Raw genomic sequence first — 26069 nt, forward strand, 5'->3', positions numbered from 1 at the left:
TAGATTAAATGTAATTTAAAATACCAAAAAATTACCTAAAATTCTCAGCCAGCGGCAAAGTAAACCAAAAACTTGCCCCAGCACCGGGAGTGCTAATTACCCCTATTTGGCCGCCGTGAGCACCAATAATTTGCCGACAAAGATATAGACCCAAACCCAAACCAACGGAGTGTCGGGATCGATCGCCCCTAACGTAAAGGTCAAAAAGATGTTCGCACTGTTCCGGCAATATTCCCGCCCCGTCATCTTTCACGGTACAGTAAATCATCCTACTTCCGGGATTGGGGATTGGGGATTGGGAATTGGTAATGGGGGATTGTGGATTAGTAATCGGTAATTTGTCGATGTTTTGTTTTGCTGTGCTTTGATTTATAGTTAATTTTTCCCCATTAATTACTTGAGCAGAAACAGTTAAATTCAGTCCCGGAAAATTGTGTTTCAAAGCATTAGCTATTAAATTAGAGAACACACGCCACAACTGAGTTTTGTCCGCATTCACGGCTGGCAAATCATCCGGCAATAAATTTTTAAAAGTAGCTTTACCCTCATTCATTAAAGGTTCCAAATCTGTCGCAGCAGCTTCAACTATCGCTTTCAAGTCAACCGATTCGCAGTGCAAAACCAAACCGCGCAATTCCCCGGCGTGAACTTCCAACAGCGAATTTATCAAGCGCAATTGCTGCTCGCTACCTTGAATCATCCGCTCCAAAATAGAACGGGGAATTGCGATCGAATCCCCGGTTTTCGTTTGCCAATTTTTCAGTACCATTAACATTCCCGCTACCGGGTTTCGCAAGTCGTGAGAAAGAGCGTGGATAAACAGCCGTAGCGATTCTTGTGCTTGTTTGCGCTGCGTGATATCCTCAATTAAACCCTCATAATAAAGCAGGGCGCCGCTGCTGTCTCGTACCGCCCGCGCCTTCTCGGAAATCCAGACAATACTGCCGTCACAGCGGTAAATTTTAGATTCAAAATCCGATACTGTGCCGCTTTCCTCGATCGATCGCAAAAACTCATTTCTGCGAGCCGGATCGACGTACAACTGCCGCTCAATATCAGTAAACTTTGTCGTCACTTCTTCCGGGGAATCGCAGCCGTAAATCCGCGCCAAAGCTGGATTGGCAGTAATATAACGACCATCGGGAGTGCTTTGAAAAATCCCCTCGCCCGCATTCTCAAAAATGCTGCGGTACTTCGCCTCCGCCGCCTCCAACTGCTGGTAAGCAGATTCCAACTCACGCCTGGTACTAAACTCTTTCCGTTGCAGACATTCGTACCAATAAACCGACAAATCGCAAATCAAACAAAACCAAAACAAATACAAGTACAACCCGGTCAACTTAAAAGCAGTATACTTAGCAAAACTTAGATTTAAAACCAAATTTATCCCGACGTGGCAAAACAAAACGCCGAGTTGAGAAATTAGGTGGAGGCGCCAGCGGACGGGCATCAGCGTAGCTTGGATCAGAAACGCTAAACTCCAGGTAAAAATTGGTAAGTCCCCGACTTGTGCGACAGCTAGCCCAATCTGTACAACCACCGTCAGCGACCACGAAAAACCCAAAAATAGCAAACCGGGATAGCGCTGTCCAAAGGAGGTTTTTTGCAATACAAAACAGGTCAACAAACCCAATTCTACAGCAGCGCTAGTGTACAAATAAACACTTTCAAACTCCTGGCGAGCTAAGAATCTTTCGCCCACAAAATAGACCGTTATTGTGAAGGCAAAAAAGATGGCAATTCCGACAGCAGGGCGCAGCCGATCTCGGAGGAAGCGATCGCGCCACACCTCGTAAGCTGTTAATGCCTGAACTGATTTTGCCTTGCCCAAAGACTTCATATCATTTTAGATTTTAGATTTGAGATTTTAGATTGACAAAGATCGATCGTCCGAGTTGACAACAGGTAGCGAAAACCAGAAAGTCGAACCACCGCCGGGAGTGCTTTCGACGCCGATCGAGCCGCCGTGAGCTTTGATAATTTGCTTGGAGAGGTACAATCCCAAACCCAACCCTGTTAATTGTCGGCTATTAGGGTCTTGAACGTAAAGTTCAAACAAAGATTCCCGCTGTTTGGCGCTGATTCCCACTCCATTATCTGTTACAGTACAGCGAACCATTTTTACGGTGACACCCGGCAATTTGCTGCCGATATTGCCAATTTGGCCCTGATAGCGGGGCATTTTGCAACTGCCGTCGAGGTTGAATTTGGCCAGGGTTTCCTGATTTTTCTGGGTGGTTTCGCCCATCCTAGGACGATCGCCCGCAGCAGGTATCCGGTTAGCGATACAGCGGGCAATCTGAGTAGTTGGAGATGTTAAAGCCTGGGAATTTTCTTCATAACTTAGCGCTGTTTCAACTTCAATTACCTCGGCTTTAAAAGTTATATTGACTCCCGGAGGATTGTGTTTAATAGCATTAGTCAACAGATTTTCTAGCACCCGCTGCAAGTGTTGGCGATCGGCATTGACTTGTGGCAAATCCGCCGGAATTTCAAACGTCAAAGTTGCTTGATTTTTGGCCAGCATCGGTTCTAAATCGGCAACAATGGCTGAAGCTAAAGACGGCAAATGCAGCGGTACAGTATGGAGAACAATCCCTTTCACCTCGCTAGCGTGAGCGTCGAGCAGGGTATTAACCATAGTCAACTGGTGTTCGCTGGCCTGAACGATGCGCTGCAAAATCGATCGAGAAACCGGAACATCTTGTAGAGAGTCAGAGGGCGATTTGTTGAGCAAATTTTTCAGCAGTATTAACATTCCCATAACAGGAGTGCGGAGATTGTGAGAAACTGCGTGCAAAAATAGGTCTTTCAGGCGGTTGCTTTCTTGCAACTCGTGCATTTTTTGCTGTAGTTGGCGGGTGCGTTCCTCCACTTGAGATTCCAAGTTGGCATTGAGAGCTTTTACCTGCTGCAAAAGTTGGGCTTGCTGTAGGGCGATCGCCACTTGGGTAGCGAGTTTTTCCAACAAATCAATTTCAAATTCCTGCCACTGGCGGGGCCCGGAACACTGGTTGACGGCCAAGATCCCGAACAATTCATCCCCCAGGAAGATCGGCACATTTAACGTCGCTCTAATTTGATAATCGCTGTACAATTGGGCAATTGGAACGCTCTGTTGAACGCTAGCAGTATCGGAGATAGCTCGGACGCGGTTGTTAGCATAAAAAGTTTTCTGGTTTTCGAGCTGATTCTCGTCAGCGAGTACCCACCCCAAAAGAGAACGGCATTGGCCTCCCACAGACTCAGCCACAACCTTACCGTACACCGGGCTAGGAAGATTTACCCCGTCCGTGTCCACAATACCGATGAAAGCGCGGTCTGCCTTGAAAAATTGCCGGACTTCGGCAACAGTAGTATTGAGAATTTCTTCGAGGTCGAGGGAGTTGCGAATTCGCAGGGCGATTTCTGAGAGCAAGCGATCGCGATCGGAGGACGCCCGCAAAGCGGTTTCCGCGCGGTGGCGTTCGGTAACGTCTTGGACTGTGGCGGCGATCGCCCCTGACTCAATTGCCGACTGTTCGCAGACAGTGCGTTCGGAGCCATCTGGCAGCACAATTCGGTAGTTAATGCAATAGGCTTGGCGTTCCAACATAGCTTGGCGCTGCGATCGCGCCACCAATTCTCTGTCTTCTGGATGTACAGCTTGCAAAAAAACGGATGGTGTCGGTTTGACAGTTCCAGGAGCAAAACCCAAGAGGCGGTAAAGTTCGTTTGACCACCGCAATTCGATATGGGATATATGATGTTCTGCGGATTCTTGGCAGTTGTAAGTTGCTGTGAGGGCGGCGCAATTTAAATCCCAATTTCCCAACTGAGCGATGCGCTGAGCGTTGGCTAAACTAGCTTCGCGATCGCGCAGCCGGGCCGCCGTGCGGCGCACCTCAAAGAGCGCTTGCTGGCGTTCTGCTACGGCGGCGGCCAACATCAGAGCCACAAGGGCGATCGTACCGGTAAAAGCTTGTAAAAATAAAACCGCCTGTTTGAGATTATCGCTTTTGGCCAAAAACGGGCCGCCTCCCTGTACTGCTCCCCAAATCGCGATGTAAGAGACGATCGAATAAGCAAAAATCGCTCCTGCCGGTTGAAACCGCAGAGCGGCCCAAACTATCAGAGGAAAAGGCAGATACTCCAGCGGATACAGAGCGATAGCCGCTTGTGTTTTTGAGCAAAAAAACAGCCAGCTCACGCTCAGCAAGAGAGTCAGCCAGAGCGCGATTTCGGAATAATTAACAATTAAAAATAGAAGATTATAGCGGTTTGACTTTGCCGAAAATCTCCTGGAATAATTTGTAACTTGTGATGGGTAACTGTCCCAGTTAAAAAATGTTTTTAAACTTGAAATAATCCCAGGTTTTATCTCACATTTTACACCATTATCAAGGACAGGCAAGATGCCTGTTCCACAAGAAAATTCATCTCTTGTGGAACAGGCATCTTGCCTGTTCCTAAACAAGTAATTGAGAATAATGAAACATCTCAGTTTGAGTGGAAATTTAAAACTGTTAACCGCGTGGTTCAAAGTCAGGAGCACAGGCGTCACAATCAAAATTCCCATACCGTCTCCCAGCCACGTAGTCCACCAGTTGCGAGAGAAATTGCTCCACTGAGCCCAACCAAAAATGCACGTACCCAAGTTGCCGAGGATAGAGCCTAGTAAAGTAGACCCGATGACAGCCCCCGCTACTAAAGCCAGAACATCTCGCAGTCGATCGAGTTTAGTAGAAAATCCGCTCCAAGTCAGCAAAGCCTCTCCAGCCAGCGCTTGCAGGGTGACGCTAAAGGCCGATGTGGCAATGACAGCCGACGGTACACCGCCGGTAGAGTTTAACAGCACTGAACCGAGGACAATTCCCGGCCACATCCGTCGCCCTTGCAGTAGCAGTGCCGCTAGAGCAATACCGGCGGGCGGCCACACGGGGGAGGCTTCGGCTTTCACCAGTCCCAGCATCGACGCTGCGAGTTTTCCGGTAACAAAGTAGGCCAGCGCCAGGATGCCGGTGTACAGAAGCGTTCGAGTGCGGCGGTTGAGCAGTTTCATGTTTAGGTGCGATCGAATCCTCCATTCCTAGTTTTTAATTTAGGCGGCCGATCGGCGATCGAACTTCCTCCTGACGACTCACCTGACTGGGGGAGTTGACTGTTGACTGTTGACTGTTGACTGTTGACTGTTAACTTATGACAACTGCCTACAGCCTACTGCCTACTGACTACTGACAAATGACTGCTTAAAATCCAAAAGTCCGCTTACCATCCGGCTTAACAGTAAGCCAATTGGTCTTTGCCATTGCCAGTTGTTCGTCAGAAACTGTAGCGTTGGTAAGATTCGCCCCGCACAAATTTGCTCCCCGCAAATTCGCCTTAGTCAAATAAGCCCCCGTCAAGTCAGCACCTCGGAAATCCGCCCCTTCAAAATTGGCAGTGCTGCAATAAGCCTCAGTCAAATTAGCATCTCGCAAATTCGCCTGAATTAACCGGGCGTGACCCAAATTCGCCCCCGACAAATCCGCTGCTTGCAAATTTGCCTTCACCAACCTAGCCTGATAAAAATTACTTCCCGCTAACTGCAATTTTTGCAGTTGCAGGCCAGACAGTTCGCAGTCAGCAAAATCGCGCTTGCCTTTAAAATATGCCGCTCGCAAGCTGTTGGTGTCCCACTTAGGAGCAACTTTCGATACCTTTGACGCTGCTAAATTGTCGCTAGAATGTCCAACCGTTCCGAAAGTTCTGCCGGACTCAGCCAGAGTCCGGGAAACTCTGGGCTGCATCCCCGTGTTCCCAGATTGGCCCAAGGAAGTTCTACCAGCGCGGGTGTGGTTCGATCGTAAATCTTGATTAATTTTACTCCTCGGCGGTGACCACGAAGAACCCTCGTCATTAAATATTGTCGGTTCTTCAACAGTACGAGAAGAGCCGTTGAATTGAGTTGCCAAGCCATCGACAAGACTTGGGTCTTCAAATTCGCCAGAGAGAGCTCTGAGGACATCTGCTGCCGATTGGAAGCGGTGGCCAACCATCGGCTTTAGCATTTTTTCGAGAATCCGCGCAAAATATGCGCTGACCTGAACGTGGGGCTGCCAAACAATTTCGCCGGTTACTCCATCAAAATCTAAATCCTTGGGCGACTTTCCTGTCAACAAGTACAAGCAAGTCATCCCCACCGCGTAGATGTCGCTGGCAAATATCGGCCGCAGCGCCATTTGTTCCGGCGGAGCAAAACTAAATGTGCCGACTGAAAATTTCGTGTTGGCGCTTTGGTCGGCGGGGTCTAATAATATTGTTTGGCTAACTTGGTCTTTTACCGCTCCGAAATCAATCAGAACTAAGTGCCCGTCTTGAACTCGGCGAATAATATTTGCGGGTTTGATGTCTCGGTGAATTACTCCTTGGCTGTGGATATATTGCACTACTGGCAGAATTTCTAATAGAAAATTTTTAACGTCAGATTCGTTGAAACGGCCTGAGTGCTTGACTTCTTGTTTCAAAGTCGAGCCTCTAACATACTCTTGAACTAAGTAAAATTGCTGTTCGGTTTCAAAATAGTCTAGCAGCCTCGGTACTTGCGGGTGGTCGCCCAGTTGGCCGAGGGTTTTTGCCTCTCGCTTGAATAATTCCCGCGCCATTTCTAAAACTCGCGGCGACGAACTACTGGGTCGCAGTTGCTTGACTACACAACTCGGTTGACCGGGCAAAGAGATGTCTTTTGCCAGAAAAGTAGCTCCAAAACCTCCTTGTCCTAACGGTTCAATAACTCGGTAGCGAGCGCGCAGCAATAACCGCGCGCCGCAAGTCTGACACTGAAGAATAGAGTCAGCAGGGTTTTGAGGATGGGGACAGCCCGGATTTACGCAGTAGCTCATATTGATTGAGTTTGCCTATGTTGTTCTGATCTTGTCAGCGCCGCTCGACTGCACAAATAGCCTGTTCCTGCTTCTGGTAGACATACTAATCTATCAGGTTTCGGCAAGCCGTGCCTTCGATTGCGAATTGGAATTGCACCTAAGTCTTTTATGCCGATATCTTTTCCCTATTTTGATTATCTCGCTGCAGTGAGTTTTTTCGGTTGATTATCCTTGAAGATAGTTTAAAGACTTGCTAAAGTTGTGCTTTTTTGTGTAAAGTCTTTCTAAACTTAAGTGCTTTTTGCCTTGTTAGATGTATCTAGCATACCTCATTCTCGGAATGAGAATGCTACTCATCCCCCAGTAGACATCTACCTTTGGGCCGATCGCTCGTTTTTGCTTATGTATACCGCAAAACTATTGACAAATTTAAATTATTATGGTAGTAAAGGCTTTGCCGAATCAATTCTGTGACTGCACAGTCGAAGCCTGCCGGCGCAGACTAATGACTAATAACTACCGATCGCTGACAACTAACTACTGACTAAATTATGCGTATTTCTCTAAACTGGCTGCGGGAATTGGTGGATGTGTCGATATCCCCGGAAGAATTAGCCGAAACCCTGACAATGGCCGGGTTTGAAGTCGAAGATATCGAAGACCGCCGCCCGTGGGCAAGCGGTGTAGTTTTGGGCAAAATCATCGCCTGCGAACAGCATCCGAATGCAGACAAATTGAGAGTTTGTCAAGTGGATGTCGGCTCTGGTGAAGCTTTGAATATTGTTTGCGGCGCACCCAACGCTAGAGCAGACATTTACGTGCCTGTCGCTGTTGTCGGCACTTATTTATCGACTATTGATTTAAAGATTAAACCTGCTAAATTGCGGGGCGTTCCTTCCGAAGGAATGATTTGTTCCCTGGCAGAATTGGGACTATCTAAAGAGTCAGCCGGGATTCACATTTTTGAGTTAGAAAATCCCGAATTGGGCAGCGATATTCGCCCGCTTTTGGGTTTAGATGACGTGATTTTAGACTTGACAGCAACGGCCAACCGGGCTGACGCTTTGAGCATGGTGGGTGTAGCGCGGGAAGTGGCGGCGCTGACTGGGGCGAGTTTGAGAATTCCCGAAGCGAATGGTGTGGCGATTGAGGGCAAAGAAACTCCTGGTTTGGCAGTAGAAATATCCGAACCGCAAGGATGCCCGATTTACATCGGCACGGCAATTGAAGGTGTGAAAATTGCTGCTTCTCCAGCTTGGTTGCAGCAGCGGTTGCAGGCGGCGGGAGTGCGGCCAATTAATAATGTAGTTGACGTAACTAATTACATTTTGCTGGAATGGGGACAACCGCTGCACGCTTTCGATCGCGATCGCCTACAATCTTTCACGGGTACTCAAGATATCAGCATCGGCGTCCGCTTTGCTTCATCAGGGGAATCCTTCAAAACTTTGGACGGACAAAACCGCAATTTGCAAGCTCAAAATCTGTTAATTACGGCTAGCGACAAACCTGTTGCCTTAGCTGGGGTAATGGGTGGCGAAGATACGGAAGTTCACGAAGGAACGCAAAATTTAGTTTTGGAAGCCGCGATTTTTGACCAGGCAACGATTCGCCGTTCTGCGCGCGCTCAAGGCCTGCGGAGCGAGGCTTCGATCCGCTACGAACGGGGGGTGAATCAGGCGGCCTTGACGACGGCCTGCAACCGCGCTGTTGCCCTAATTTTGGAGTTGGCTGGAGGCACTGCGACGGTGCAGAAAACGGCGAGTTCGGGCGAGGATTTGAGTTTTTCGCGATCGCTCGAATTGCGTTTAGACCGAGTAAATCTGGTTTTGGGGCAGTTGAAAAGAGGACAAACGGGCGGTTCTAAATATCTGGAACCGGAAGAGGTAAAAAATATTCTGACAGCCTTGGGATGCGAAGTTGTTCCAACGGAAAAAGAACGGGTGTTTGGGATAACTGTTCCTCCTTACCGTTACCGCGATTTAGAAAGGGAAATTGACTTAATTGAAGAAGTTGCCAGACTCCACGGTTATGACAATTTCTGCGATACTTTGCCCAGCAAAACGGAACCCGGTTATCTGTCACCGGAATACGCGGCAATTCGGAATGTGCGATCTGCTTTTCGGGCGGCCGGTTTGACGGAGTTGATGCACTATTCTTTGGTGAAAACAGAGGGAGACAATCAGGTGGTGCTGGCGAATCCGCTGTTTGTGGAGTATTCGGCTTTGCGGACAGAAATGCTGTCGGGTTTGATTGATGCTTTCCAGTACAATTTGGAACAGGGAAATGGCGCACTAAACGGTTTTGAAGTCGGCCGCATTTTCTGGAAGGAAGAGGGCGGGCAGGATGCCCAACCCCTACTCCCCACAAAGAAGGAAGCCGATGCAGTTGCGGGGATTATTGGCGGCGATCCGACTGTGTGGAAATGGCAGCAGGGAGGGCGCGATCGACCTTTGACTTGGTTTGAGGCAAAAGGTATTTTGGAAAGCGCATTTCAAGAGTTGGGTTTGTCGGTGGAATATCAAAGCGATTCCTCTAATACACGCTTGCATCCTGGCCGCACGGCTGCGTTATCGTTAAACGGGAAACATTTAGGGGTTTTTGGACAGTTGCACCCGCAATTGCAGCAGGAAAAGGATTTGCCTGAGCAGGTTTACGTGTTTCAATTAGATTTAGCGGTGCTGTTGGGTGAATTAGGGCGATCGCACAACTTAACTCGCAAATTCGCGAATTATTCGAGTTTCCCCGCTTCTGACAGAGACATTGCGTTTTTCGCACCGATTGAAGTTCCGGTTGTTGAGATGCAGAGTGCGATGAAAAAGGCGGCGGGTAGTTTGCTGGATTCAGTGGAATTGTTCGACGAATATCGGGGCGACAACGTACCGGCGGGACAGCGCAGTTTGGCTTTTCGGTTAATTTACCGCGCGGGCGATCGAACTTTGAGCGAAACCGATGTCGAACCGGCCCAACAAAAAGTGCGCGATGTTTTAGTTGAGAAATTCGGCGTTAGTTTGAGAAGCTAATTGTAGGGGCGGTGCTAAAAGTGCCTGCCCTCTCTCGATTTCTTACACGCAAAGACTAAGAAACCGGGTTTCTTCCAAGATGTACCGCCATCAACCAACTATTAACAGAGAAACCCGGTTTCTGTGGCCAAGCGAGTCCTAAATTTGTTGAACAAGTTAATAACTTAACGGCCGCAACATCTCCCGCACAAAAAAAGAACTATCAGGAAACCGCAAAAGAGAAATACTATCACCATCCGCAAGAATCACCCGACTTTGATAACCATCCTGACTCGGTTCTCGAAAAACGTGGAGTTGCCGATTATTCACATCCAAAACCCAATAATCAGTAATTCCCGACTCAGCATAAATTTTCGCTTTAATCCCGCAATCCGTTCTCAGCGTAGTATCCGCAACTTCAATAATCAGATAAATTTCTGAAGGAATTGGATGGTGGTCTTCATAGTAAAGTGGATCTGGTATAACTACAGAAATATCCGGTTCAGGTTGCGAGTAATTATTCATCCGAACCGGGTCTTGCAGCCGCACAAAAATCTGTTCTCCTAAACGGTTATCCAATAATATCTTCGTGCGCGCAATCGCCGCACCGTGAGCTGTTCCCTTTGCTGCCATCTTTACTATCTGTCCTGCTAGTAATTCCACCCGTTCATCTTCGTCAAAAATACCAATTTCCGTCATCCGGTCATATTCATGAACTGTCAGCAGACGAATGTCTAATAAAGTCATAGTAACCTCCTTCTCTCTAACAAACCTCTCTCTTCTTCCCCTCTCTTCCTCAGCGACCTCTGCGCCCTCTGCGGTTAATCAATTTTACCCTATAAAAACTCGTCAAATCCTGCTACTATTATTGTACAATAACTTTTAAACAAATTCATCTAAGGCTAAAAAATATGACCAAATATGTGATGTGGGGAAGTTACTGCGAAGACGTTCTCGAAAAACGCGCTCCGTTTCGAGACGCTCATTTAGCCGGATTGGCTAAGCAGAAGGAATCGGGCGTGTTAAGTACGATCGGGCCTACAAAAGATTTAACAAAAGTTTTTGCAATTTACGAAGCGGAAGATGAGGCGGCCGTGCGACAATTGGTGGAATCCGATCCTTATTGGGTAAATGGGGTTTGGACTGAGTACGACGTGAAAGAATGGATTCAAGCTTTTTAAAGGAGTTAACAGGGTGAACATCTTAAGATTGGATGCCAGCGATTTAGTGCCAGTAGACTATGGCGATTTGCTGGACAAGATTTTAGAAACATTGCAGACTAAAAACCCGTTTAGCGTATCAGAAGACAGCCGCCGCTTGCTAATTGATATTGACACCATTGCTGCGGATGTTTCCAACAAGCAAGTGCGGCAACCCTTGGGTTCTTTTGAACCCCAAGCAGATTCTGCCACTGTTAACTTACCGCCGGAAATTGAGGAGCGTTTTGGCAGTCAAGTTAGACAGATTCAACAGTGTTTGCGGCAGCAATTAGAATCTAAACTGCCTCAAAATACCTCGATTGAAAGGTTTGTCGCTAGTTTGATTAGTCCCTTAGACTCACCCTATTTTCGCGGAAACGGCCAAGAGTTAGGCTTTAAATACGATTTTGGCACCCGCCACACTTCTTTACAAAAAGAAAGGCTAACTTTGGAAAGCCGAGGTACTGGAAGCCATGCAGCTTTAAAATTGCATAAATTGACCGTTGCCGTCCGAAATACTGATATTTTTGAACAAGAACTCAAGCAGGGTTTGCAAAACTATATCAATGAAAATGCCGAGACTAGCAGTGAGAAAGAAGACCTTAACCACCGTCTTGATGAGATGGTTAAAAATCCTGACTCGGATTTTCACAAATTAATCCGACTGGTAGATAAAGAAACTTTGGGGAAAATTAACAAAGAAGCTAAGATTATTTATTTGGACTATCTGCTAGAACACATTCGCGATAGCAGTACAGATACTGTAGGAATCATCTACTTACAAGACTTGATTCGTCGCCTCAGATTGATAGAAGATTATATCAACGATCCAAGTAAATCTGATGGCGATCACGAGGTTAATTATGCTGGTATTAGAGTTAATTACAGAGAGATATTTGCGAGAGCGGAAGCCTTAGATTTTCTGCCAATTATTGCCATTGTAGAAGGTTATTTGGGAGAAAGTACCGACAATGCTCGTAACGAACGTAAGTTTATTTTTGGACTCAAAGTCAAATTTGATAACTCAGTTCAAGCGCGCGGTGGAAAAGATGTATTTGAATATTATCTAAATCTGCTAAATCCAGACAGTGAAGAACATCAAGCAGAATTTGCCGAAGATGTTAATAGCGAAACCTTCGTCCGCAAGGTGTTTAAAATAGCATTACTATACTATTTTGTGTTTGCTTCCCGCAGCAATCCACTAGCAAAAGATTACGATCCTGAATCTGAGTTCAATTATCAGCCGATCGCCATATTTGAGCAAAGAGTATTGCCAGTCCTACAAGGTTCTGATGATGAGGCAAAAAGAGAGCTATTTCGCAACTTTATTAAAGGATTTAATCAGTTTAATATAAAGCACAAAATTACGCATCTGAGAAGAATGCTAAAAGGCTTTCTGGAGCGTCAAACAATTTTACCAACCCGAACAGAAACGCGACACGTAAACCTCAAAATTGGTCTGGTAGAGGATATTGACAATATTTTGACTACTGGTAAATTTTTTAATGAAATTATGGAGCGAAATTACAAGCAAACGCTCCATTATATTACCGTCAAAGATCCTAGTGTCGATGAAAGATCTATTTGTCAGCTACCAGTCAATATCACCATAGAAGATGTCCGCTATTTTCCTACTGATGAACGCCAAAATTTCAGCATGGAATACAATATCCAAGATGTCGATGTTTTGCCTGTAGCTTCAGTTCCCGAAAGTCGGATGAGTGCATATAACAATTTTTTCAAGCAGTATAAGTTGCTGTTATTCCGGTATAACAACAGACGACTAGACAGCGGTGATAAAGGTTTACAACCTGCCGCGATTTTTGTATATAAGTTTACCATGCTGCTGCTGTCCTATATCTGTCTGAGGATATTGCTTGAAAATACTGCGGGCAACTTATTTATTCCGATGGTGAGACTTCACGAAGGCGACGACAAAAACCCTTCGCCGTCAGAAAAATTTATGGCCAATCTTTCCAAAACGTTGTCTCATGTTTTGAGTCAAAAACAACGCTCAACTTCTCAAGGATTTCGGATTAGAAAAACGCCCAATGGTTTCACAATTCGTAACGGCTTGAGTTCCCTGTATTCAATCCTTCCTAAAAAGTTTCGCTTCGACGACAATGTTCAGCTAGCTTCCGAGTTAGACAAGTTAGCAATTATTGTTGTTTCCAGTCGAGATAGTGATGCGAAAAAAGGTAATCAAAACCGCTTCCAAAGACAAGCTAGTTTAATCGGAGAAGTTGTCGGTATCAATCGCCTAGACGATAGCACAATTCAAGTTGAAATGCTGAAAACACTTTCCGAAAATTACAGTGTCAGTCGTCTTTATTCTGAGCCGTTAATCCTTGAAGATGTCATGAGCCAGCTTTATCAGCAAGGATATCGAAATTTCGCATATATTTCCCAAGCACCTTACATGAGTAGGTTGCATATTACCAAGACTGAGGAAGATGAGGAATTGTCTTTCATGTCAAAAAAATTGCTCCGAACTTTGAAAGGAGAGCGCCGAGATATCAAAATTTATCCGATATTCTTTGACAAATACTATGTCCGCAGTTTCCTCGGCGATAAGGGAAAATCCTTTTATATTCAGGATGCAATGGAGCTTGAAAGCTTGTTTGCAGATACCAGTCAGCAAGCTGTGATGTTTTTCAACTTGTTTAACGGAATTAGAGTCAGGGAGGAAAAAAACTTTTATAACGGTGTGATTTCTTACTCGACTCTGTTGAATATCTATCAAGGTATCCTAGACGATCAAGATATTCGTGAAGGTTTGATTTATGATGGTGCAATCAAAAATACTTTGCTACATTATCTAACAATATTCCACTTTTCTCGGTATGAAGCTCGTCACAATATTAGTTTAAAACTTGACCCCTACGAGCGAATTATTGGCGATGAATCGGTTGGTGCTTTGTCTATATTTAGTCATGCTGGCGGTAGCACAGATTTTAATTCCCTGGCATTTTTGAATAAGGTAAGAGAAGTATTGAATGTCGGTGAGGGAGGTATTAATCATGATTGGTGAAGATTTTGGGCGGCTGTTTGAGGTGGGATTTAATATCGGGATTCTGGCATATATTCAGCGGGAAAATATAGCTCATAATTTTGGTGATTCCTATCGTCTAGATTTGCATAAACTCAAATTGCCAAAGATGACGGCGGAAATCGTTAGAGAAGCCAATCTGCTGGCTAGTTTAGATGCTGAAATAGTTGAAAAATGGAGTTTGTTCTTTGTCCAAAAAGGTTTTTTGGGTGGGTTGAATTTTTTCCGGGAGTACGTCAACTCTACTGGCTGGAATTTGCAGCGGTTGAAAATTGTGTATTGTCAGTGCAGTTTTAGTGATGCTAACAGTATCAGAACCTATAACAAGGGTGATAAAGAAGCGTTTAAAGAGCTATTGTCTCAGTTGACAACTGCCCAACTTAGTTTATCAGATGATGAGATTAACTCGTACATCCGCCGCTACTCGAAAAAGGGTGAGTTTTTGCAGGCTGATACGCTGATGTTGTTACAGTATGGAAATGAGTTTAGAATTCTCTGCGTTGATTTGTCTGTGTTTTCTCCGACGCTAGCTCCAAAACCGGAGGATATCAATGAAATAGAGGTGATACGAAAATATTTGATGAGAGAAATTAGCTATTTGCGATCGAAAAGTGTGTTTTCTAATCTGCGGATGGATACCAGCACTTTAGGTGTGGATTTCTCGGAGGATTTAAAACGCTATTTTACAGCTTTTAAGTATAAGGATAAGGAAAGCGCTAAGCTGATTCAGGCGGGTAGCTACGCTCACAGCTTCTATGGATTTCTGCAACAAACAGGTATTCTGGGACAAGATGCTGAGGTTTTGTTTAATGTGGTTGGTTATGGCGATCGCAATATTAGCGCTATTTCCCTACGCAAGGACAAAATTAAGTTATTAGCAACTTGTGCCCAAATTTACCAGAATGAAGCGAAAGGTAAAGAGATTAGCGATGCTCGCAGCGAAGTTTTGGATGTTGTTCAACTAAACGCGGCTCGCAGTTTTAAAGAAGGCAAAAATTTTGTTGATGCTCTGTTAGGAATTGGTAAAAATGTCACTGAACCTGTACCTCATACAGAGCGGATTGATAATTTTGCTAATTCCATAGATATTATATCAGATAAACTGGCAAATGATTTGCAAATCGATCGCGGATTACATCTGAGAAATGCTCATGCTCAATTGATTGTGAAAGCGCTTCAATCTGATGAAAGTTATATCTTTTTGACGGGGAATCCGGGAATTGGGAAAACAACTGCGATCGCCAATTTCCTAAGCAGCCATATCGACGACGGTTTCTTATTTCTGTACGTCAGTCCCCGCAAGCAAGTAAACTTGGATATTATCGAAAAATTCAAAGATAAAAATACTGGTTTGCTGTGCGACGATCGATTATTTTGTATCAACACTAACGCCGATATCATCAAAAGTAATTCAGGACACTGTACCGTCAAGTACGCATCGAATAGCTATCGCAAAGATTTCACCAAAAAAACTGTTCGCTACCTCAAGGATAATTCAGAAATTCAGAGGAAGGAATATCATCAATCAGAACTTGAAAAAAAGGGAGAAACAGTAATTAAACCCGTTAACCCCAAAGGAAATGGAGTGCTCAAGAGCATTTGCGAAGGTATATACGCGCTGATCAATGAGCAGGTATCTAGTAATATCGTAGCTACAGTTTCTATTCAATCGGTGAAGATGAAAGAAAACCGACAAAATACCCTAGAGCATTTAGAAAAAATATTTCAAGATACTTACAATCAAATCGCAAAAAAAGTTATTTCTGGAAAAATGCAAGAAATATCCAGTCGCATCAAACATATTTTTATTATGATAGATGAAATTACGGGAGATGATGGTGGCGTTGAGTTTTTAGCCGGAATTGGCAAGATTGTCAAAAAACATGAGTTACACAAGCTGGAACATGGTTTTAATACTAAAATTATTGTCGCAGATGCTTCGATTGTGGACTGCGATGTGATTAAACAGCACCTTGATAACACGTCACCGGAACCGGACAAAATCTATTTTAAAAAGTTAGCGAAAGATTCGGAAGAAATTCAACCTTTACAAGTTATTCCTTTTAAATTTAACAATCTAGCTGCAAAGGTGATTAATGCGAATTCCTACCCTGCGCGCAGTTTAGAGATAACTTATAAGGTATTTGTCGAAACTGTTAAATACAGTGAAGATGCGCCTCTAAAACAAAATAGTAATTTAGTAAAGCGGGTACAATCTGAAATAATTGAGGATATCAATCAGCGATTAGCAATCCCCGGTGTGGAACAAATTATAGTATATATTCAAAACAAGCAAAGATTAGCCGAATTAATTGAAAAAATTAAAGCTAGTCGCGAAAAGTTTGAGCAGTTTACCGATTATCTGGAAATTCACGCGAATATCTCGGAAGAGGAGAAAGAAAAAATACATAAATACAAAAATACAGCTAAAGTAATCTTTATGACTGCATCGGGAAGTCGCGGACTTTCTTTCCCAAAAACTAAGCATATTTTAGTGGATATTCCCCGCTTCCAAATTGAGAAAAATCTGATGGAAATCATACAGGTGATTTATCGGGGACGCGGAGAATATGACAACGGTAAAACCCTTGATGGTGAAGACAAAGAATTAGTTTTTTACCTATCTGATACCGCAGTTTATTACGCTGATGATGCGGAACTTTCCCTGCAAGAAAGCAAATTGAGTTTGTTGAATTTATTGCTAATTCTGAAGACGGCGGTGATGACGCGAATTTCGGGATACGGTTATTTAGGTAGGGAAAAGTTTTTGATGATTCCCATCGGCGGTAAGTCGGTTTCCGCAGTTGGGGATACTTTTAGCAGCAAAATGGCTTCTCTAATTAAGACATTAAAGAGCGAGAGCCAGCGAGGCAATATGTTGTTTAAGGAGGTTTATACGAGCCTGGAACAGCTTTTGAGTCGCGGGGATTATGTTTTGAAAAATTCTGATAATTCTCGTCAAAAGAGCGATTTTTATCTGGAAATGCGGGACGATTTTAATCGTAAGTTTTTGGAAAAGTGCAATCCTCTTGATGGTTTGTTGAGCTATGATAATTTAGAACTCGGTCATGTTTGCGGTAGTTTGTTGCTCGTACCTCTAGCTAAGCAAAATTTGGTAGAAACGTACCAGATTCGGCTTCATCGAGAAATTAAGGAATGTCTAGAGAAGAAGTTGCTGGACAAAATGTATCGAATTAGGGATAGCGATTCGTCCCCGGAGAATGTACGATCGGCCATTAGAGGAGGTGCGATCGAGCTTTTGCAATTTCTCAACAGCGAAGTCGAGAAAACTCAGTATTTTGAAGAGCAGAGTCAGCAGTTCGATCGCTATTATGCCATACCGCTGTTTGCTTTTGTCAGCGGGGAGGAAATGCAGGAGTATTTTGCTGACAGCCAACTGGAAGAACCGGAAGACAGGCGGTTTCGGGATATTTTGTCGGCTTATGTGCGATCGATCTACCCTATAGACAGTGTAATGCCGATCGGACACAAGTATCGAGATTTCCCATTTATCGTGTTTAGAAGCTACAGTTTAGAGCAAAGTCGAGAAAAGATTTTTACAGATAAATATCTTTTAAGTTCCAACGAATTGAACGTGCTCAATTTAATTTTGTCGAAGCAGGTAAACTGAAACTTGTAGGTGCGTCAGACTATTTTAGATTTTAGATTTTAGATTTTAGATTGGGAATCAAGGATGACCGAAAGCATCAGGATACAAGCCCCCGGATTCATCCGTCCAGAAATAGAAAACCTGTATCCGATAAACACGCCCCCCAATTTATCCGTGGGGTCAAGGCTTCAATCTAAAATCTAAAATCTAAAATCTAAAATCGATTGACGCACCCTACTTGCTACTTGCTAACTTCAAACGGCGTGTATTTCCCCCCCAAAGCTTCGACGATGGCGCGAGTATTAGCCGACATCATTTTCACATAAGAATCACCCTCGCTTCCGGGGGTTCCAATCGAATCGGAATAAAGTTGCTGCGCCGCCAATTTCACCCCCGCTTCCTCCGCCACTGTTCTAATCAGTTGCGGGTTAATTGTAGTTTCGGCAAAAATAGCAGGAACTCCCGCAGCTTTCACCGATTCTACTAACTTTTGCACCGTTTGAGCGCTCGGCTGTTCCTCGGTACTAATCCCGATCAAACTGTTAGCCTCTCCCAATCCGTAGGCGCGGCTGTAATATTGAAAAGCATCGTGACTTGTGACTAATTTGCGCTGATTTTCGGGAATAGTTTTAATCTGTTGTTCTATCCAACTATCCAAGCGTTTTAACTCTTCAGTAAGTTTCACAGCATTCTGCGTAAACTTCTCCCGATCTTCCGGCGACAGTTCGATTAGCGCATCCCGAATCGCTTCCACCATTTGAACGGCATTTTCCACATTTCCCCAAACGTGCGGATCGGGTACAGTATTGCCTTCTTTATTCAGTAGCAAAGGCTTGACAACTTCCCCCACTGCTAATTTCCTCGCCTTAATTCCGGCGGCATTCATCATTCTAATTAATCCCGGTTCCAAATTGTAACCGTTATACAAAATTAAGTTAGCTTGTTCTAAAGCTTGAGAATCTTTTGGCACCGGTTCGTAAACGTGAGGATCGGTTCCCGGCTGCAAAATTCCTGTTAACTGAATTTCGTCGCCCGCTACTCGATCGGTCAAATCCTCAATAATTGTGCTGGTAGCAACTACCTTGGGTTTAGCATCTGCCTGTGGAGAGAGGCGATCGCCCTGGGTTTGAGCGCAACTAAATAAACCCACAGTCAAAATGCCGCAAGCAATAGTTCTAATCCAAAATGCCTTGGACTTGTCCCATCCAGGGGCGGCGGTTTCAATCCCCGACTCACGGCTAAACTCCCCTTTATCGGATTGCTTCACAATCGCCGTCGGTTTTAACTCACATCTTGCACCATTCTCAATAACTTGTTTAGGAACAGGCAAGATGCCTGTTCCACAGGAAAACTCACTCTTTGTGGAACGGGCATCTTGCCCGTTCTGGGCGGGCAGGATGCCCACCCCACAAGAAAACTCACTCTTTGTGGAACGGGCATCTTGCCCGTTCTTGACGGGCAGGATGCCCACCCCACCAGAAAACTCACTCTTTGTGGAACGGGCATCTTGCCCGTTCTTGAGAAGGGTGGAAGATATCAGTTTTAACCGACTTGAGATTTTCGCCGCCAAACCTATGGTTTGAGGGGTTTCGAGCTTGCACTGTCCCATTATCTACCTCTCGTGCGTTCCAGATTATTCCTATTTACCGATGATTTCATATTCTTTTCATTTTTACAGTAAACTTAATAAAAAGGAGATAGACTCACCGCCATGAATACCGCCGCCTTGCCCAACGAGAATCCTTGGTCTAAAATGGTTTGCCACCTCAAAGACAGCGCTACGGACACTGAAATTATCGCTGTTAAGCACTTAGCAGTAAACTACCGCACGGTAGAGGCACTCAGAGATATCAATCTTTCCGTCAAACCGGGAAGGCTGACGGGTATTATTGGCCCCAACGGTGCCGGCAAAAGCACCCTAATCAAAGCAATGTTGGGCTTAATTCCCGCCGATCGCGGCACTGTTACCTGGGGCGAAGAAGCGATCGCCGATCGACTCGAAACAGTAGCCTACGTGCCCCAGCGATCGCAAATTGACTGGAACTATCCCGCCACAGTTTGGGATGTCGTGATGATGGGAAGAGTCAGAAAAGCCGGATGGTTTCGCCGCTTCTCCGCAGCTAGCCGCCGCACCGCTGCCGATGCCTTAGAAAGAGTAGGCATGAGTGCTTACAAAGACAGACCGATCGGACAACTTTCCGGCGGACAGCAACAGCGAGTATTTCTAGCTAGAGCCTTAGCCCAAGAAGCCGCTATTTTCTGCTTTGATGAGCCGTTTGTCGGCGTTGACCAAAAAACTCAAAATATTATTTTTGACATCTTCCACGAGCTAGCAAATGCCGGAAAAATAGTCTTAGTAGTCAACCACGACTTAGGCGAATCAATCACCAATTTTGACGATTTAATTTTGCTCAATACAGAATTGATTGCCGCTGGTTCCCGCCAAGAAGTCCTAACAAAAGAAAACCTTTACCGCGCCTACGGCGGACAAGTAATGTTCTTTGCCGGACAAGCAGCTTAATTAGCCAGCAGTCATTAAAAAATTGGGTAGAAACCCCGTCCTTTTAGGACGGCTTTATGTTAAAATATAATTGGTCAATGACCCACCCGCGACGATGGAGACATAAACCCTAACACCAAAGCTTGCAATGACTGCAACGGGGAAGAAAAATCGGTAGACCGGGAAAAGAGGACAGGGCAATGGGCAGTCCACCCCTAGAATCAAACAACAAAGATTTTTGTTGGTATTCGACACATAAAACCGCAGGGCTTGCGGGGTTAGTCTGTGGAGCGAACGTAAGACCAAATCTCCTTGTGGGTAGAGGCAGTTGCTAAGAAGCAGAAACCTAAGCTGTGAGGCTTAGGAATCACCGCACCTTCAGGTCGGTGAGTATGTCAATAATCTAGGAGTTACACTCTTGAACCCGGTTTTTTTGATAATCTTGAATTGGGCAACGAAAATCTCGGCTCAAACTCACATCTTGCACCATTCTCAAGAACAGGCAAGATGCCTGTTCCACAAGAAAATTCACTCTTTGTGGAACAGGCATCTTGCCTGTTCATAAAAAGCTTATTGAGAATGGTGCAACATCTCGGCTCAAACCGGGTTGCTTTGGTTGTTAGTCATTAGTTAACTTTGATTTGATAATTTTATGATACAAACCTTAATTGAGCCGTTGCAGTACGGATTCATGCAGCGATCGCTCGTAATTGCCATTCTAGTCGGCATCGTCTGCGCGATCGTCGGCAGCTACCTAATGGTACAGCGGCTGGCCTTGCTCGGAGACGCCATCAGCCACTCGGTTTTGCCCGGATTGGCGATCGCATTTATCCTCGGAGCAAATATCTTTGTCGGCGCTTTCATTGCCGGAGTTTTGAGTACAGTAATCATAGCTTGGATCAAAGCTCGATCGACAATCAAAGAAGACGCGGCAATGGGCATCGTCTTTTCAGCCTTCTTCGCCCTCGGCATCACCCTAATTACGATCGTCCAAAAAGACAACAAAATCGACCTCAACCACTTTCTTTTCGGCAACATCCTCGGCGTTACCGCCCAAGATGCGATCGACACAGCCGTCATAGTCGCCGTAGTCTTATTAGTTGTAGTATTCTTTTACAAAGAACTGCTATTTTACACATTCGATCCATTAGGAGCGCAAGCAACAGGTTTACCAGTAAACCTGCTCAACTTCGGACTGATGGTACTCATCGCCCTCACCATAGTTGCCAGCCTCAAAGCCGTTGGCGTCGTGCTAGTCTTGTCCCTATTAATTACACCTGCAAGTACCGCCTATCTCCTAGTCACTCGTCTGCACCAAGTAATGATTTTAGGCGCAATAATCGGAGTTATTTCCAGCATTAGCGGAATGTATCTCAGCTACTTTTATAACTTGCCATCCGGCCCCGCAATAGTTTTAGTTGCATCGGGATTATTTGTGCTATCATTACTGTTCAGTCCGACTCAAGGAATCCTCACCCAGCCCCGCACACACTCCGGCCAAATTCCTCCAATCTGGCGGGAATTAAAAAATTTAACCAAAGGCAGATAACAAATAACTTTGTAGTAACTCACATCTTGCACAATTCTCGCTTAACAGGCAAGATGCCTGTTCCACAAGAAAATTCACTCTTTGTGGAACAGGCCGAAAAGCCTGTTCCTAAAAAGCTTATTGAGAATGGTGCAACATCTCAGATACTCCCGAATCGGGCGATCGCAACTGCGAACTATTGCTCAAAAAAACAGTACAATAACAAAAGTTAAAATTTCACGCCAACAAATCTACTAAGTTAAAAAAACATGAGCGTCAAAGTAGGAGACACCGCACCCGATTTTACCTTACCATCTCAAACTGGCACATCAGTCAGCCTCAAAGATTTTAAAGGTAAAAAAAACGTCATAGTCTACTTTTACCCCAAAGACGACACACCCGGATGCACGACTCAAGCTTGCGCTTTTCGAGATAGCTACGAAGTCTTCAAAGACGCAGGCGCAGAAGTCATAGGAATTAGCGAAGATTCGCAACAATCGCACCAGCAATTTTCTGCCAAATATCAGCTACCCTTTACACTGCTGAGCGATACTGGCAACAAAGTTCGGCAATTATACGGAGTTCCAGCTACCCTGTGGATTATGCCCGGTAGAGTAACTTATGTCATTGACAAAGAAGGCATTGTCAAGCATATTTTTGACTCGATGTTAGACTTCAAAGCACACGTTGCAGAAGCACTCAAAACTTTGGAAGCTATTAAAAGTTAGGTGGCGCGCGGGTGGCCAGAAACCGGGTTTTTTTACGAAAATGATTTGCTATCTAGCAGATTAGCTAAAAAACCCGGTTTCTTCGATATTGGCGCGAAAATCGCAGTGCAGGCCGCGCGTTTCCATTCAATTAGTTTCGCCAGCGAGTGGGGAGTTGGGCCAACAAATTTGGTGCGACCATTGCGCCGATGCAGGTCAGTTTCCATTCAATTAGTTTCCCCAGCCAGTGGGGATCACCAACACAGATTATCAAACTTGACCCCAGAGTTAACAAACTTTCCATTCAATTAGTTTCCCCAGCGAGTGGGGAGTGTCACGTTGTTCAATCGATTGGGCTAATCTTAAGCCGGAGTTTACCATTCGCCTCAATTTCTATATCTACATGATGCCTTCCGCTTGATGTCGCAACAGCAACAGTTCCAGCTAAGGCTCCGATACCAGCGCCAACTGCTGCTCCAACAGGGCCACCAACTATAAATCCAAGAATAGCACCTGCACCAGCACCAGCAAAAATATAGAGGGCAGAGTAGTTAATTGTAGTAACTCCAGCAGAAGAAGGGATGAATGCGCCTGTAGCTATATTTACCCACTCTCCCGATTTGTTCTTGTGTAACTCAAAAATGGTTTTTAACTTCTCTGGAAGGTCTGAATATCGCTCGTAGTCTGTAATAACTTCAACTTGCTCACTTTGCTCCAAGGCTGTCTTTAGCTCACGATAAAACATTTCTGTATCTGAGAAAACTAACTTCCGCATACATTCCATTCAATTAGTTTCACCTCCATTCTACACCCCAGACAGCGCAAGGAGTCTAGAGGGATATCTGCGACACCCGCGACAAAAAATTAAGGAACGGCCCAGGGACAGTTTTGGCAAGCTGCTGTATGTTAATTATCAGATAGATTTGCCCGATCGCTCAGAGAACGAATTCAGTCTGTGGGTGCAAAGATATATGGATAGCCCCCAAGTGCTTTCCCCGCCGAGTTTGGTAGAAAAACACCGACAAGCAGCGAAAGATTTAGTCGCGAGATACAGCTAGCTGGTAAAGACAGATTTTACCACTTGTTCGTAGTCAGCACCTCAGTCATGATTCTCTAAAAAACCAAGAAAGGACTAAAGTCCTTACTAAAAACTCGTGGTTCGTAGTAAGGACTTTAGTCCTTTTTTGCTAACGACTTGCAGCCATTAACAATTAGCACTCAGCAATTATCTAGCTTTTTGCAACACTCGATTTTTCAGATGTAGCGCTTTCGGCAGTTTTGCCATTTTTGCTATTACCGTTACCGTTGCTGTGCCGGGGTTGGATAACTCCATAGCCACCGTGAGTCTTGCGTTCGTAGAGTACGTTAATTTCGTCTGTTTCCGCATTACGGAACATATAGAAATCGTGATCGATAATCTGCAATTGTTCCAAAGCTTGTTGCACAGTCATTGGAGGCATAGCAAAATACTTAGTCCGTACCACCTCAGCAGGAAGTTCGGGAGTTCGATCGCCAATTAGATCCGCTACTACAGGATGTTCTTCAACTGCCGTAACCGTTTTAACACTACTCTGGATTTTGTTGTCGTGGCGTTTTTCCTTAAATTTCCGCAGTTGACGAGCTATCTTGTCGGCAACCAAATCTATGCTGGCATACAGGCTTTCCGTGCTTTCTTCAGCCCGAATAACGCTGCCGTTAGCATAAATTGTCACCTCAGCAGTCTGCTTAGGATTGATCCTGGGATTACGAGCCACCGATAGATGTATGTCCACTTCTGTAGTCAAATTTTGAAAATGGCTAACTGCCTTTTCCACCTTTTGATTGACGTACTCGCGAATCGCATCGGTGATTTCTATATTTTTACCCTGGATAACAAGCTTCATAGAGCTCCCTCCCTTCTGTAACTTCGGTATATTTTATACAGTAGCACTATGTATTCTCGAAAACACTTATCTTCCAAATCTTTTATTATATGTTGACAATTCTTGATTTAAACTGCGCCAATATTCCGTAATAACACTATTGACTTTTTTGCATGATTTCTCCTCTCATCCCTCAACAGTTAAATGCACAACCCTGTTTGCTCCTCGATTGGGGACAAGTTCCCTACTCCCAAGCTTGGGAAATTCAGCAAAAACTCGTGCAAGAACGCCGCGACAAGCCTGATTTGCCAGATGTCCTGATTTTGCTGGAACATCCGCCGGTTTACACTTTGGGAATGGGAGCAAAGCTGGAATTTCTGAAATTTGACCCAAGCCAAACTGGGGCGGAACTTCACCGAGTTGAGCGGGGCGGCGAGGTGACTTACCACTGTCCGGGCCAATTGGTGGGGTATCCGATTTTAAATTTGCGCCGTCACCAGCCTGATTTGCACTGGTATTTGCGGCAGTTGGAGGAAGTGCTGCTGGGGGTGCTGGAAGTTTTGGGGTTGAAGGGTTCGCGGGTTCCCGGTATGACTGGGGTTTGGGTGGATGGGTGCAAGCTAGGGGCGATCGGCATTAAAGTCAGCCGCTGGATTACGATGCACGGTTTTGCTTTAAATGTTTGTCCCGATCTGGCCGGCTTTGGGCAAATTGTACCTTGCGGGATTCCCGATCGACCTGTTGGCAGTTTAGAGCAGTTTATCCCCGGAATTGAGGTCGATCGAGTGCGATCGATCCTTGTCGCTGAGTTTGCTCGCGTTTTTGCAGTGGAAATTGTGCGATTCCCTACGGGATAGCTTCGCTTCACGAATGTGTAGGGTGCGTCGCTGTCAACACTACTAACTATCGCAGTCGGTTTTTTAAGTGCGATCGGGCTGGTCTTCCTCATACACCATTAAATCGCCCGGTTGGCAGTTTAGTGCTTTGCACAGAGCATCAAGAGTTGTTTCATCAATTCTTGTCAGCCGGCGGCGGGTTTTGATTTTAGAAACAGATGTTGGGTGCATCCCAACTCTAGCCGCCAATTCTTTATTGCTGATATTGCGATCGGCCATTACAACTGCCAATTTCCAACGGATCACTGCGGGTGCTCAACTACTAGCCAGGACTTTGCAAGGTGATGTTAGCATCCTGCAACCTTCACTAACACGTGTGTTGCCGTATCGGCAATATTTTTAGTCGTATCGCTTGACTTGCAGCAGCGAATGAACTATGCTGAGGATGTAAAAACGGAAAAGCGATCGCCCCTTTGCCTCGAAAACTCAAGGGCGATAGCTATCCGACTATTGTGTAGTTAAAACTCATGATATCACAGCCAAAGTCAGTTCCCGAACTCCTGCGCGAAGAAATTCCCGACGCACCCACCGGCAAGCAACCGATCCGATTGTTGATTTGCGGGATTCCCAAAGGAGTCGAAAGCCTCATCAATCTGCTGCACGTTTTGGGTTTTGCAGAAGTTGGTGAATGGAGCCCGCCTTTACCGTCCCCGATCGCAGGCGAAGTAATGCGGATTTTAACCCGTTACTGGAAAGAATAATTTAAGAGCGATCGCCCTTTCTTGAGCAAAGTGCGATCGTTCTTAAATTATCAAAAACATCAGGCTTAATTCTCGACCCAATCACTTAGGAATGATAATTAAATAACTTCCACTCTTGAAAGTGGGATGGGCGTCCCGCCCGTCCACTCATGACGGGCGGGACGCCCATCCCA

General features: G+C 45.1%; 17 protein-coding genes. 9 read left to right on the forward strand and 8 right to left on the reverse strand.

Annotated elements, in window-relative coordinates; genetic code table 11:
- Positions 1-31: 31 nt before the first annotated feature.
- The 3 genes from QT973_RS21735 to QT973_RS21745 all read right to left on the reverse strand — a co-directional run bounded on the left by QT973_RS21735 (position 32) and on the right by QT973_RS21745 (position 6860).
- Positions 32-1840, reverse strand: coding sequence for a PAS domain-containing sensor histidine kinase (locus tag QT973_RS21735; RefSeq protein WP_333232754.1), 1809 nt, complete (start codon positions 1838-1840; stop codon positions 32-34).
- Positions 1841-1867: 27 nt separating this feature from the next.
- Positions 1868-5041 carry an MASE1 domain-containing protein gene (locus QT973_RS21740; RefSeq protein ID WP_333053895.1) on the reverse strand — a complete coding sequence of 1058 codons (3174 nt, stop codon included), beginning with the start codon at positions 5039-5041 and terminating at the stop codon, positions 1868-1870.
- 187 nt (positions 5042-5228) lie between these two features.
- A complete protein-coding gene (locus QT973_RS21745) occupies positions 5229-6860 on the reverse strand; it encodes a serine/threonine-protein kinase (protein WP_333053896.1) in 1632 nt (543 codons plus the stop codon).
- A 533-nt stretch (positions 6861-7393) separates the two neighbouring features.
- On the opposite strand from QT973_RS21745, the gene pheT reads away from it, so the two are divergent.
- On the forward strand, positions 7394-9865 hold the full coding sequence (pheT, locus tag QT973_RS21750; RefSeq protein WP_333392150.1) for a phenylalanine--tRNA ligase subunit beta: 2472 nt from the start codon (positions 7394-7396) through the stop codon (positions 9863-9865).
- A 156-nt stretch (positions 9866-10021) separates the two neighbouring features.
- Here the strand turns inward: pheT and QT973_RS21755 are convergent, their stop codons facing one another.
- The gene (locus QT973_RS21755; protein ID WP_333053900.1) at positions 10022-10591 is read right to left on the reverse strand and encodes a Uma2 family endonuclease; all 570 of its coding nucleotides are present in this window, start codon (positions 10589-10591) and stop codon (positions 10022-10024) included.
- Between the two features lie 164 nt (positions 10592-10755).
- Here QT973_RS21755 and QT973_RS21760 point away from each other — a divergent pair, with 164 nt between their 5' ends.
- The 3 genes from QT973_RS21760 to QT973_RS21770 are packed head-to-tail and all read left to right on the forward strand — an operon-like array spanning position 10756 to position 17723.
- A complete protein-coding gene (locus QT973_RS21760) occupies positions 10756-11025 on the forward strand; it encodes a YciI family protein (RefSeq protein WP_333053901.1) in 270 nt (89 codons plus the stop codon).
- Positions 11026-11038: 13 nt separating this feature from the next.
- Complete coding sequence (locus QT973_RS21765) at positions 11039-14074, forward strand: hypothetical protein (protein ID WP_333262945.1); 3036 nt, start codon at positions 11039-11041, stop codon at positions 14072-14074.
- Positions 14064-17723 (forward strand): helicase-related protein, encoded by a 3660-nt coding sequence (locus QT973_RS21770; RefSeq protein ID WP_333392152.1) that lies wholly within the window; start codon positions 14064-14066, stop codon positions 17721-17723. The genes QT973_RS21765 and QT973_RS21770 overlap by 11 nt, the downstream gene beginning before the upstream one ends.
- A 220-nt stretch (positions 17724-17943) precedes the next feature.
- On the opposite strand, the gene QT973_RS21775 is transcribed toward QT973_RS21770, so the two are convergent.
- The gene (locus QT973_RS21775) at positions 17944-19311 is read right to left on the reverse strand and encodes a metal ABC transporter substrate-binding protein (protein ID WP_445243064.1); all 1368 of its coding nucleotides are present in this window, start codon (positions 19309-19311) and stop codon (positions 17944-17946) included.
- Between the two features lie 102 nt (positions 19312-19413).
- Between QT973_RS21775 and QT973_RS21780 the strand changes: the two genes are divergently transcribed.
- From QT973_RS21780 to QT973_RS21790, 3 genes are all read left to right on the forward strand, one after another.
- On the forward strand, positions 19414-20223 hold the full coding sequence (locus QT973_RS21780) for a metal ABC transporter ATP-binding protein (protein WP_333210889.1): 810 nt from the start codon (positions 19414-19416) through the stop codon (positions 20221-20223).
- Positions 20224-20854: 631 nt separating this feature from the next.
- On the forward strand, positions 20855-21751 hold the full coding sequence (locus QT973_RS21785; protein WP_333275202.1) for a metal ABC transporter permease: 897 nt from the start codon (positions 20855-20857) through the stop codon (positions 21749-21751).
- A 248-nt stretch (positions 21752-21999) separates the two neighbouring features.
- A complete protein-coding gene (locus QT973_RS21790; protein ID WP_333210896.1) occupies positions 22000-22458 on the forward strand; it encodes a peroxiredoxin in 459 nt (152 codons plus the stop codon).
- Positions 22459-22780: 322 nt separating this feature from the next.
- Here QT973_RS21790 and QT973_RS21795 read toward each other — a convergent pair whose 3' ends face one another.
- Positions 22781-23182, reverse strand: coding sequence for a hypothetical protein (locus tag QT973_RS21795; protein WP_333053913.1), 402 nt, complete (start codon positions 23180-23182; stop codon positions 22781-22783).
- A 484-nt stretch (positions 23183-23666) separates the two neighbouring features.
- Complete coding sequence (gene hpf, locus QT973_RS21800; RefSeq protein ID WP_333053915.1) at positions 23667-24320, reverse strand: ribosome hibernation-promoting factor, HPF/YfiA family; 654 nt, start codon at positions 24318-24320, stop codon at positions 23667-23669.
- 152 nt (positions 24321-24472) lie between these two features.
- Between hpf and lipB the strand changes: the two genes are divergently transcribed.
- Positions 24473-25156 carry a lipoyl(octanoyl) transferase LipB gene (gene lipB, locus QT973_RS21805; protein ID WP_333210900.1) on the forward strand — a complete coding sequence of 228 codons (684 nt, stop codon included), beginning with the start codon at positions 24473-24475 and terminating at the stop codon, positions 25154-25156.
- Between the two features lie 63 nt (positions 25157-25219).
- On the opposite strand, the gene QT973_RS21810 is transcribed toward lipB, so the two are convergent.
- Positions 25220-25441: a helix-turn-helix transcriptional regulator gene (locus QT973_RS21810; protein WP_333262932.1), complete on the reverse strand. Its 222-nt coding sequence runs from the start codon at positions 25439-25441 to the stop codon at positions 25220-25222.
- A 221-nt stretch (positions 25442-25662) separates the two neighbouring features.
- Between QT973_RS21810 and QT973_RS21815 the strand changes: the two genes are divergently transcribed.
- On the forward strand, positions 25663-25896 hold the full coding sequence (locus tag QT973_RS21815; protein ID WP_333053920.1) for a hypothetical protein: 234 nt from the start codon (positions 25663-25665) through the stop codon (positions 25894-25896).
- The last annotated feature ends 173 nt before the right edge of the window (positions 25897-26069 follow it).

The sequence above is a fragment of the Microcoleus sp. Z1_A1 genome (assembly GCF_036700305.1).
GTDB lineage: Bacteria > Cyanobacteriota > Cyanobacteriia > Cyanobacteriales > Microcoleaceae > Microcoleus.